This window comes from Hydrogenivirga sp. (assembly GCF_056450045.1).
Genome location: NZ_JBWONM010000076.1, coordinates 1 through 11050, shown reverse-complemented (window position 1 = coordinate 11050; position 11050 = coordinate 1). Strand labels below are relative to the sequence as shown.

Here is an 11050-nt window from a genome sequence, read left to right as displayed (position 1 = left end):
TCCGATATATCAAAGGCTTCAACCTTAAACCCCTTCTTGGCTAAGAAGAGTGCGTTTTCACCAGTTCCGCAGGCTATCTCAAGGGCTTTTCCCTTGGGAGCAAGGTGGTAAAACCTCACAAGGGTGGAGTGGAGAGCGGACCTCCTCCCCTCCCTGTACTTGGCGTTCCATTTATCCCTCGGGTCAATCACCTTTGAACTCGCAGGTCTCGGGGTCAATGGTTGAGTAAAGAGGCATGACCTTTCCTTCTGGAGTTGAGTCTTCAAAGTCCCTCTCAACCCCGAGCTCCTCTATGCAGTTCACGAGGTCGTGGTAGAACTCAGCTACCTTCACAAGCCCTGTCTCCTTACCCACCTCATTGAAGAGCCTTATCTTGTCAGTAGCCTTCCCCTTACCCCTTTCCACTATAGCTCCGGCATGACCGAAGGACACGCCCTCCAAACTCTCCTGAAATCTACCTGCAACGAAGGCTGCAACTGGGATGTTCCACTTCCCCTCTTTGTAAAGTCTGAGGATAGTCTCTGCAGCCTGCTCTTCGTAAGTACCGCCTACCTCTCCCTGTATTATGACCCCCTTGACGTTGGGGTCATCCTTTATCTCCTCAAGGACATCGGCGAAGGTCGTGCAGGATATTATGTCTCCACCGAGGGCTAAAGCCATGTAAACACCCCATCCCCTTCTCATAAACATCTCTGCAGTAGTCGTTGTCAGTCCGCCCGATTTGGACAGGATAACAAGACCTCCGTCCCTGTAAGCTATGGATGGGTTCTTGCCTCCTATGGCTCCTATCCTTGCTGGTATCCTCGGAACTATACAGCCCAAGGAAGTTGGACCTACTATCGTTACCCACCTTTCCCTCGCATAGTGGTAGAAATAGACTGTATCCCTTATGGGAACATGCTCGGTGATTATGTATATGACCTTTATCCCCGCGTCAACGAGCTCTATTACTGCATCCTTTACCGATGCAGGCGGAACGTATATAAGCCCGGTGTTGACATCCCTTCCCTCGGGGGAGCTCAGAGCCTCCTTAACGGTGTTGAATACGGGAACACCAGCAACCTCCTGTCCTCCCTTACCCGGTGTTACACCGACCTTTATGGTGCCCGGGTAAAGAGCTTCGGTCTCCGCTACAACCTGAGAGGCTTCCCTTCCCGTTATACCTATCACTATAACCCTAGTTCTGTCGTTCAGATACTTCGTTCCTACACTCCAGCTTCTTTCCATTCCCGTCCTCCTGTGGATTAAAACGATATTTTATTTTACCCTAAGATTCCCTCAGCCTGTAGATCAGACGCCCGCCAAAGAGCAGTGTAAGGAATATGAGATTCACCCACAGAAGGAAGACAACCACCGCGCTTAAAGAGCCGTAAAGAAGGCTCCCCTTGAAGAGGTTGGCTATGTACCAGGTGAAGCCAAACTGGATGGAGAACATTATCAGAGATACAAAGAAGGATACCAGCATGAGCTTGAGCAAGCCAATTCCCTCTTTCAGAAAGCTAACGTAAACGAGGAAGAGGATCAAGGTCATGGGGATTATGGAAGAGGCATCAACGAGGAGAGAATAGGTCTTAGGAACGACGAGCTTTATGTATATGCTCAGGAAGAAGTAAGCGGATATAACTATCACGACCGCTAAGAGGAATACGGGCATGAAGAGCCAGTAGAAAATTTCCCTCTTCTCTCCCATCCTTCCTTCAGAAACGAAGGATAGGGCGCGTCCAACGTACTTTATAAAGCCTACCGAGAAGAAGTAGGATATCCCCAGAGCTATGAAGGATGTCTCTTTGCTCCTTCTCTGAACCTCCAGTATCTCATGGATGACCCGGTTTGTGTACTGGGGAAAGAGCTTATCAACAGCCCTTTCAAGCTCAACCATATCCACCATGGGAAGAAAGCTCAGAATGTTGAGGAGCACAACCGTAAGGGGAGCCATTGAGAGCATGAAGTGGTAGGTAAGCGCCCCCGAGTGATAGGTGTAGCTCTCCTTAAAGAGGTCAATCAGGCTAAGGAAAAGGGAGCTGAGGAAGCTTCTAAGGGTATTCATCTATGGTGTACTCCACAAGCTCACCACTGTAGCTCTCAAATATGAAGCTGTTTCCCTTCCTCTCCACTATGTAGTCGGGAGATATAGGAACCTTCCCCTTCCCTCCGGGCAGGTCAACGGCGTAGGTTGGTATTCCCATACCCGATATTTTACCTCTCAGGTAGCGCATTATCTCAATCCCCCTGTCAAGGCTCGTCCTGAAGTGAACAGCTCCCTTTATTGGGTCGCAGTGGAAGAGGTATTGGGGCTTTACCTTTATCCTCAAGAGAGCTCTCATAAGCTCAAGCATCACCTCCGGTTCATCGTTCACTCCCTTGAGCAGGACGGTCTGGTTATTGACGGGTATCCCCCTCCTCAGGACCCTGTCAACCGCCTCCTCTGACAGCTCCGTTATCTCCTTCGGGTGGTTGAAGTGGGTGTTTATCCAGATAGGGGAGTACTTCTCAAGGATGTCAAGAAGCCCATCATCAAAGAACCTCTGGGGTGCGAGAACAGGAAGGCGTGTGCCAAAGCGAACTATCTCTACGTGCTTTATCTTTCTCAGCTCTCTCAGTATGTACTCAATCTTATCCTCTCCAAGGCTCAGCGGTTCACCACCAGATATGAGGACGTCCCTAACCTCCTCGTGCCTCCTTATATAGTCCAGCATCCTGTCTATCTCTTCCTTAGTTCTCGCCCTCTCTCCCTCGGAGAATATCCTCTTTCGCATGCAGTGCCTGCAGTAAACGGCACAGAAGGTCGTGACCGTCATGAGAACCCTGTCGGGATACCTGTGGGTCAGACCGGGTATATCACCCTCCTCCCTGAGGGCATCTGGTTCCCCCCTCCTCTGAACACCTTCATCAACCTCAACCTTTCTGGGAACAGCCTGAAGCCTGATTGGGTCCTGAGGGTCTTCTGGGTCCATGAGGGACAGGTAGTAAGGGGTTATGGCTAAAGGGTAAAGCCCCTTCGTTAGCCTTATGCCCTCCTCCTCTTCGGGTGTCAGCTTCAGGTATTTTCTTAGCTCCTCAATATCTCTTATCCTGTTCTGAATCTGCCATCTGTAACTTCTCCACAGGTGGGTTGGCACGTTAGAGAACATGGGGAAATTTTAATTTAAAAGAGAGGGGGCGGTTTTACCAACCCCCCTGTACTGCCGAAGCTCCCCTCCCGCTTCGTTTCTAAAATAAAACAGCGTTTTATAAAATTCATAGGCTCATTTTTGAAGTTTTTTATGATTTAAGTCATAAAAATGGTGCCAGCCCCTCGTCTCTCCTAAACGCCTATAATAATAGAACGATGGAAATTCAGCTCATCATCGTCCTTCTAATAGCCTTCGTGGTTCTCGGTCCTGAGAGGATGATGGACCTCGCTGTAAAGCTCGGCGAATCCCTCAGAAAGGTCAGGGAGATGTGGGACGAGGTGAGGATGCAGGCTTACATGGAGGAGATAAACAAGAAGGTTCTGGAGGAGGAAAGCGAGGGTGGTGAGCTGGATGAGAGGACGGAGGATGAAACCGTGGAGGTTGATGAGCCTCTGCCTGATATAGAGCTTGAAGAGTATGAGGATATTGAGGAAGAAAAGGAGGAACACAGGGAAGATGAACATGGACAGCGAGCAGCTTCCGACGATGCCCCTCACGGAACATCTGAGGGAGCTCAGAACAAGACTGATTAGGTCAATAATAGCCTTTCTGATAGCAGCCGCAGGCTCCTTCTACTTCGCAAGGCACGTCTTTGAGTTTCTGAAGGAGCCCGTTATAAGGTCTTACCCCGAGGTTGAGCTTATAACCCTCTCACCCACAGAGCCCCTCTTTATACTCATAAAGATATCCCTAACCGTAGGTCTGATAATTGCCTCCCCTGTGATACTCTTTGAGATATGGAGGTTCGTTGAGCCAGCCCTCTATCCCAACGAGAAAAAGCTCTTCGTTCCCCTGCTCCTATCTTCCGTGATTCTCTTCGTTATGGGTGGGGTCTTTGCCTATATTCTCGTCCTCCCGATGGCTTTGAAGTTCCTCCTCGGGCTCGGCTTTTCTCAGCTTGCCGCCACACCCTATCTCTCCGTAAACCTCTATGTGAGCTTCGTTCTTAAAATGCTGATAGCCTTCGGCATAGCCTTTGAGATGCCCATATTCCTCTACATGCTCCAGAGGGCTGGTATAGTCAGCGAGCGTCAGCTGAAGAAATTCAGAAGATACTTCATAGTAGTTGCCTTCCTGCTGGGTGCCCTTATTGCTCCCGATGTGGCGACCCAGGTGCTTATGGCTATCCCCCTTCTCGTTCTTTACGAGATATCAATACTCTTAGGTAAAACGATAAGGAAGAAAGAAAGCAGGCTTCCTGAAAAGCTTGAGGAGGAAAGATGAGGTACAAGGAGTTTAGAGATGAGAGGCTTTCGGAGATAGGCATAGGTACCTATCTGGGAGAGCTGGACGAGGAGACGGACAGAAGGTACTACGAGACCATAAAGCTCGGCATAGAGCTGGGTGTAAACGTTGTGGATACCGCTATCAACTACAGATACATGAAGAGCGAGAGGGTTATCGGCAGGGTTGCTCAGGATGTGGGCAGGGAGAGGCTCTTTATATCCACAAAGGGAGGTTACTTGCCCTTTGATGCGGATTCGGGAGAGGACCCAAAGGTGTTCTTTGAGGAGAACTTTCTAAAGAGGGGAATTATAGACCCTCAGGAGATGACCCCTCAGGGGCACTACCTTGGTGGAAAGTTCATAGACTGGTGCTTTGAGAAGAGCCTTGAGAATATGAAGACCGACTACATAGACCTCTACTTCATTCACAACCCCGAGGAGCAGCTTCTCTTTACCGAGAGGGATAAATTCCTGGAAAAGCTCGCCGAATGCTTTGTGGTTCTTGAGGGTAAGGTGAAGGAGGGAAAGCTCAAGTACTACGGGTTGGCTACCTGGCATGGCTTCCGCATCCCAAAGGGGGCGAGGCAGTACCTTGACCTTGTCCAGATATACAGGCTTGCGGAAGAGGTAGGTGGAGAGGAACATCACTTCAGGTTCATACAGCTCCCCTACAACTTGGGTATGCATGAGGCTTTCTCCTTGAAAAATCAGGAGTTGGAAGGCAGACAGCTCTCAACCTTAGAGGCGTGCAAGGAGCTGGGGATTTACGTTTACACGAGCGCATCCCTCTATCAGGGCAATGTGATAGGAAGGGTTCCTGAAGCTCTCAAGGAGCGCTTCGGAATTGATAGGGATGTTCTCGTCGCCCTTCAGTTTGTCAGGAGCACCCCCGGCGTTGGCACAGCGCTCGTTGGCATGAGCAGACCCCAGCATCTGAAAGAAAACCTGGAAATTGAAAAGCTTGAGCCGCTGAGCGAAGAAGAATTTTTATCGCTCTTTAAATGACTTCAAGCTGAGGAAGTAAGTACCTGATAGGTAAGTTTCTTTAAGTTTTCATTAACTTCTCCCCTGAAGGAGAATATTCAGGACGATGGAGGGAGTAACTATAAAGAGCTTTCTCGCTCAGATAGAACAGCTTGACAGGTCCCTCCTGACGCTCCTGAGCAGGTTCAGGCTTGAGGAGAGGGGAAGGAAGCTTTACCTGTTTACCGAAGACCCGGCGCTGAAGGCTGAGCTGGAGGGTGTTTTAGCCCGGCTGTCCCCAAACGGGCTCTTTTCGGGTGTCGTTGTTGAGCTTGAGAGCCAAGAAGGGGAGATAAGGCAAGAAAGGAGGTCGGAGGGGCTCAGCGCCAAGTACTCCTTTGAGAACTTCGTCGTGGGGGAGGGCAACAGGCTGGCATACGAGGTCTCTTTGGAGGTAGCGGACAACCCCGGGAAGGTCTATAACCCCCTCTTCCTCTACGGAGGCGTCGGTCTTGGGAAGACCCATCTCCTGCAGGCTATAGGGAACAGGTGTGCCTCCAGAGGGATGAGGGTGGTTTACAAGTCCGCCAACGAATTCTCCGAAGAGATGGTTGAGTTCCTGAAGTCAGGAAGGATAAAGGAGTTCAGGGCAAAGTACCGGGAGGTTGACCTCCTGCTACTTGACGATGTTCAGTTCCTCTCTGGGAAGGAGAGGACTCAGATAGAGTTCTTCAACCTCTTCAACCAGATGTTTCTCAGCGACAGGCAGATAGTTCTCGCCTCCGACAGACACCCGAGAGAGCTCAGGGACGTCTCCGACAGGCTGATAAGCAGGTTTGAGGGTGGGGTTGTGGTTGAGATATGCATGGACGAGATAACTAAGCTTGAGATAATCAAGCGAAAGCTTCAGGAGCTCCGCCTGGAGGTTCAGGACAGGATAGTTGAAGCTCTCATGGAACAGACCGCCGACAACGTTAGGGACATTGAGGGAACAATAAGGGGACTCAAGCTCAGGGGCGTTGAACACCTGAAGAAGAAAAAGGCGGGCAGCAGCGAGCTTGAGAAGATAAAGATATACACAGCCCTTCACTTCGGCGTGAGTGTGGAGGAACTCCTTGGAAACAAGCGCTCAAAGAAGCTGAGCAGGGCAAGGCAGATAGCCTTTTACCTTTGCAGGAAGCTCACCGATGTCTCTCTCATAGAGATAGCGAGGGCTTTCAACCGCAAAGACCACTCAACCGTCATCTACGCTATAAAGAGGATAGAGGAGGACATAAAGAGGGACAGGAAGCTCAACTACATAGTGAGCTTCCTAGAAAAGCATATAGCGGACAGGCTTTAATCCATGTCCTCCTTCTCTATGACCTGGTCCTTTTCAAGCCTCTGCTCTTCTATGTCGTAGAACCTACCCTCAAGCTTCTTCAGTATCTTGGGAAGGGTTGTGTATTCCATCTCCTCTGCAGGCAGTCGGTGGGGTTCAAAGATTCCCTGTCTCCTGAGTATATCAGCCATGTCTTGGGCGGATATACGCGCCTTATCAAAGGCTGGGTCTCTGAAGAGGTCCGTCGGACCAACGAGCTTACCCTCCGACAGCTGAAAGCCGGCGGCTATAACCCTTGGAGGACCATCAAACCTTGAGGGTCTCGCGTCCTCAAAGGAAACGGGCATTAAGGGTCCGTTGTGGGAACCCCTCATCCATCCCTCAACTATCCAGGGCCTTGCAAAGGGCTCCAGTATCTCACCCACCGCAGGGAATCCGCTCTGGGCCCTGACTATCATGACAGGGTCATCCTTTCCAACGTACTGACCTGCCATGAGGGAAAGCCTCTGGGTTGAGGCTGTGGCTGCTATCTCCCCGTCGTAGTTCCTGTAAACGTTCTTGACCACGTACTTTCCTACGGAGCCTATCAGAGCAAGCAGGTCGTAGAGTTCCGCCGGTGTGCTAAGCTTCACAGCTTTTCCAGTGTACACATCAAGAACCTCAAAGGTGTATCCATCGTGCATCTTCGGGTCTATGACGAGCCCCGCTGTGTTCATGGGGTCGGCGAACATCTCGTAGAGGGGAAGGTTCCAGGCGCTCGGTGAGGTTTTGTCCGCAAAGAACACTATGACGGGTTCTGAAGGTCTCTCCTCAAATTCCATCTCCGCCACGCCGGGTCCAAGCCCCTTTATGTTGCCGCTGAAGGCATCGGTCAGAAGGTCCTGCCCTGCACCGTAGAGCTTGAGCTTCTTGGCAACCTCGGTTCCCTCTTCAAAGGCTCTCCAGGCTATACCGTGGACGAGCTCGTTATCAACACCGTGGGTGTGGGTCATAACTATAGCTATATCATCACCGCAGGTCAGTATCCCCGCATCTATAAGGTTTCCCTTCTTTACCTCCTCCTGGACAATCTCCCTGACCTTCTGAACCACTTCGGGATGGGTATCTGAGTGGCCAACATAGCCTCCAATATCAGCCTTGATAACGCTTAAAGTGAGCTTCATAGCCTACCTCCTTATCTCTATGGGTGTTTTCCCCTCTATTATACCCTACCAACCCCTATAATTAAATAACCATGGTTAAGACAAGGTTCGCACCGAGCCCCACGGGTTATCTACACCTGGGAAACGCAAGAACGGCTATATTCAGTTACCTCTTCGCCAGACACAACGGGGGAGGCTTCGTCCTAAGGATAGAGGATACGGACAGGGAGAGGTCAAAGAAGGAGTATGAGGAGGCACTGCTCAAAGACTTGGAGTGGCTGGGTATTGAGTGGGATGAATTCTACCGCCAGTCCGAGAGGATGGAGATATACAGGGAGTACGTTGATAAGCTCCTCGCCAGCGGGCACGCCTACCCCTGCTTCTGCACTCCCGAGGAGCTGGAAAGGGAGAGGGAGGAGGCTAAGAGGCTTGGCGTAGCCTACAGGTACTCGGGCAGGTGCCGTGCCTTGAGTCCTGCCGAGGTTGAGAGCTTCAAGAAGGAGGGGAAGCCCTTTACCATCCGCTTCCGTGTTCCGGACGGTGAGACCGTAGTCTTTGAGGACCTGATAAAGGGACACATAGCGATAAGTGTTGACGACTTTGGAGACTTCGTGATAGTGAGGAGCGACGGGACACCCACCTACAACTTCGTTGTTGTAGTTGACGATGCCCTCATGGGCATAACCCACGTTGTGAGGGGCGAGGACCACATACCAAACACCCCCAAGCAGATACTTATATACAGGGCTCTGGGCTTCAGGGAGCCGAGCTTTGCCCACCTCCCGGTTATACTGGGTGAGGACAGGAGCAAGCTCTCCAAGAGGCACGGAGCTGTATCCGTCATGAACTACAGGCAGGAAGGCTTCCTTCCGGAAGCTCTCTTTAACTACCTCTGTCTCCTCGGCTGGTCTCCCCCCGGCACCGAGAGGGAGATATTCTCTAAGGAAGAGCTCATTGAGCTCTTTGACCTCAAGGACGTGAACTCAGCTCCTGCAGTCTTCAACAGAGAGAAGCTGAGGTGGATGAACGGGGTTTACATAAGGGAGGTTGTGACTTTAGAGAGGCTCTACGAAGCTGCCCTTCCCTTCCTGAGAGATGCAGGTTACGATGTTGAGGACGAGGACTATGTTAAAAGGGTTCTTGAGAGAACGAGGGACGCTTACGATACCTTCACCGAGATGGTTGAGAGACTGAAGCCCTTCTTCCTTGATGAGGTGGATATACCTGAGGAGATGTGGGCTAAGCTTGAGGATATGAGGAGCTATGAGGTCCTGAGCGCCTTTCTGGAAAAGCTTGAGGATAGAGAGCTTGAATCCCCTGAGGATGTCCGTTTCCTTGCCAAGGAGATACAGAAGGAGCTCGGGGTAAAGCCCAAGGAGATATGGCACACCTTGAGGATAGCCATGACGGGTCAGCTTGAGGGTGTCGGGATAGACATCCTGCTCTCAACCCTGCCAAAGGAGAGGATAGTAAAGAGGATTAAAAAGGTTCTTGAGAGGATATCCTGACTTAACAGAAACTTAACCTCCGCCTAACGATACCTTAACCTTCCTCCTCCATCCTAATAGGCAAAATGCAGAGGAGGTTAAGGCATGAAGAAGCTCTTAATTCTCTCAGCCCTCTTTCCGGCTCTTAGCTCAGCAGGTGGAGGAGAGCTTGATAGCCTTATCAGGAAGCTTGAGTCTAAGGGTGTTCTCAGCGGGGAAGATGTTAAGGACATAAAGAAGGCTCCCCACCTGAAGATAAAGCTCAGACTCCAGCCGAGGCTTGACCTGGGAGACATATATGAAGAAGGGGGCTCTTACAAGAGCAAAAGCGACTTTTACATCAGGAGGGCGAGGATTGAGATAAGCAAGAAGTGGAAGAATCTGCCTGCGGGCAAAGCCCTCAAGGTAAACATAACCCTGGAGATGGACAAAGGGGAAAGGGACTACGACTACAAAAAGGCAGATAAGAAACACCATGGCTTTGAGGTAGGTGTTTTATACGCCTATGCGGACTGGAAGATAAAGGACGAGCTGTCCATACTTCTCGGAAAGAAGAAAAAGCCCTACTCACGGGTCTCCCTAACGTCCTCCTCAAGACAGCTCCTTATAGAGAGACCTGTAGCCACCGAGGATGCCAAGAAGTGGTTGGGAGATTACTACGGCAATCAGATAATGCTTCACGGCAAAATAGCTAAAGGCATCTTCAGGTACATGGTTGCTGTCGCAGACGGCTCCACCGTTGAGAAGAAGAACAAGACAAAGGGAGAGTTTGTTAGATCAGACACAAAGGTTGGAAACCTTTACGCGGTGAGGGTTGAGCTATCACCCCCCGGCATGGTGGAGAAGAAGAAGGATGACACCGGCATAGGGGAGAAGAATCGGGGAAACGTTGTGAGCTTGGGTCTGTCTTACGCTCAGAACAGAAACTTTGATGTGGATACGGTAAGCGACAACTCTGAGTCCTACGATGTGAGAAATGAAAAGGCTATCCTCTGGGGAGCGGACATCTTCGGCAGGTTCGGTGCGGGTCCCGGGGTTGTTACAGCTCAGGCAGAGTACATAAAGATGAAGTACGACAAGCTCGGGAAGGAGGAAAGAGGCTGGTATGTTCAGGGTGGTTATCTGATAAGGACACCTATCGGAGGAGTTGAGCCAGCCCTCAGGTATGAGAAGGTAGATTTCCCCAAAAGCACCAAACCCGATGAGAAAGTTCTCACCGCAGGCTTCAATCATTATCTGAAGTCCCATAAAGTTAAGTGGTCCTACAACGTGCTCTTGATAGATAAGGAGGGAGATAAAAAGAGGACTGTCCATCAGCTTCAAGCCCAGCTTTACTTTTAAGTCCGCACCCGGTAAGGCTGCTCTTGGGGGTTCTCGTCCCCCTCTTTTTAAGCCCGACACAGACCTGCTCAGGGGTCTATATCCTTCTCCGCCTCGGGGGAGATGAGCCAGAAGTTCCCGGACTCCTCAATAATTCCCTTAAAGCTCAGAGCTTTGATCGCTTTAGTTACCGCCTCCCTTGAGGAACCAACCCTCGCCGCCAGGTCCCTGTGGGTCATCTTCCTGACCTTGTACCTTCCCTTCTCCATGTTCCCCTTCTCCCTACCTACTTCCAAGAGGAACTTCACTATCCTGCTCTCCACGTTCCTGAAGGCTAAAGCCTCAACCATGTCGTCCGTTCTCCTGAGCCTTGCGACGAGAGCCTTTATGACGTTTATCGCTATGTCCGGGTTTTCCC

11 protein-coding genes and 1 pseudogene are annotated in these 11050 nt (G+C 50.8%); 6 read left to right on the top strand and 6 right to left on the bottom strand.

Features of this window, described 5'->3' with window-relative positions; all coding sequences use genetic code 11:
* The 4 genes and pseudogenes from AC1HCM_RS03190 to AC1HCM_RS03175 form a co-directional block, all read right to left on the bottom strand.
* Positions 1-191 (bottom strand): annotated as a pseudogene (locus tag AC1HCM_RS03190) (class I SAM-dependent methyltransferase); the annotation flags it as partial.
* Complete coding sequence (locus AC1HCM_RS03185) at positions 184-1227, bottom strand: succinate--CoA ligase subunit alpha (protein WP_479460331.1); 1044 nt, start codon at positions 1225-1227, stop codon at positions 184-186. The gene AC1HCM_RS03185 and the pseudogene AC1HCM_RS03190, both read right to left, overlap by 8 nt.
* Positions 1228-1267: 40 nt before the next feature.
* Entirely contained in the window at positions 1268-2047 is a 780-nt protein-coding gene (locus AC1HCM_RS03180; protein WP_479460330.1) for a YihY/virulence factor BrkB family protein, read from the bottom strand.
* Positions 2034-3131, bottom strand: coding sequence for a KamA family radical SAM protein (locus AC1HCM_RS03175; protein ID WP_479460329.1), 1098 nt, complete (start codon positions 3129-3131; stop codon positions 2034-2036). The genes AC1HCM_RS03180 and AC1HCM_RS03175 overlap by 14 nt, the downstream gene beginning before the upstream one ends.
* A gap of 197 nt (positions 3132-3328) precedes the next feature.
* On the opposite strand from AC1HCM_RS03175, the gene AC1HCM_RS03170 reads away from it, so the two are divergent.
* From AC1HCM_RS03170 to dnaA, 4 genes are all read left to right on the top strand, one after another.
* Positions 3329-3706: a Sec-independent protein translocase subunit TatA/TatB gene (locus AC1HCM_RS03170; protein WP_479460328.1), complete on the top strand. Its 378-nt coding sequence runs from the start codon at positions 3329-3331 to the stop codon at positions 3704-3706.
* Positions 3660-4397: a twin-arginine translocase subunit TatC gene (tatC, locus tag AC1HCM_RS03165; protein ID WP_479460332.1), complete on the top strand. Its 738-nt coding sequence runs from the start codon at positions 3660-3662 to the stop codon at positions 4395-4397. Before AC1HCM_RS03170 ends, tatC begins: the two co-directional genes overlap by 47 nt.
* Positions 4394-5404 (top strand): aldo/keto reductase, encoded by a 1011-nt coding sequence (locus AC1HCM_RS03160; RefSeq protein WP_479460327.1) that lies wholly within the window; start codon positions 4394-4396, stop codon positions 5402-5404. The genes tatC and AC1HCM_RS03160 overlap by 4 nt, the downstream gene beginning before the upstream one ends.
* A gap of 85 nt (positions 5405-5489) precedes the next feature.
* Positions 5490-6704: a chromosomal replication initiator protein DnaA gene (dnaA, locus tag AC1HCM_RS03155; RefSeq protein WP_479460326.1), complete on the top strand. Its 1215-nt coding sequence runs from the start codon at positions 5490-5492 to the stop codon at positions 6702-6704.
* Here the strand turns inward: dnaA and fbp are convergent.
* On the bottom strand, positions 6701-7846 hold the full coding sequence (gene fbp / locus AC1HCM_RS03150; RefSeq protein WP_479460325.1) for a fructose-1,6-bisphosphate aldolase/phosphatase: 1146 nt from the start codon (positions 7844-7846) through the stop codon (positions 6701-6703). The two genes, dnaA and fbp, sit on opposite strands and share 4 nt — an antisense overlap.
* Positions 7847-7917: 71 nt before the next feature.
* On the opposite strand from fbp, the gene gltX reads away from it, so the two are divergent.
* Positions 7918-9333, top strand: coding sequence for a glutamate--tRNA ligase (gene gltX, locus AC1HCM_RS03145; protein WP_479460324.1), 1416 nt, complete (start codon positions 7918-7920; stop codon positions 9331-9333).
* An 84-nt stretch (positions 9334-9417) separates the two neighbouring features.
* The gene (locus AC1HCM_RS03140) at positions 9418-10653 is read left to right on the top strand and encodes a porin (RefSeq protein WP_479460323.1); all 1236 of its coding nucleotides are present in this window, start codon (positions 9418-9420) and stop codon (positions 10651-10653) included.
* A 68-nt stretch (positions 10654-10721) separates the two neighbouring features.
* Here AC1HCM_RS03140 and AC1HCM_RS03135 read toward each other — a convergent pair.
* A partial coding sequence (locus AC1HCM_RS03135) for a Crp/Fnr family transcriptional regulator (RefSeq protein WP_479460322.1) occupies positions 10722-11050 on the bottom strand: 329 nt, incomplete at its 5' end.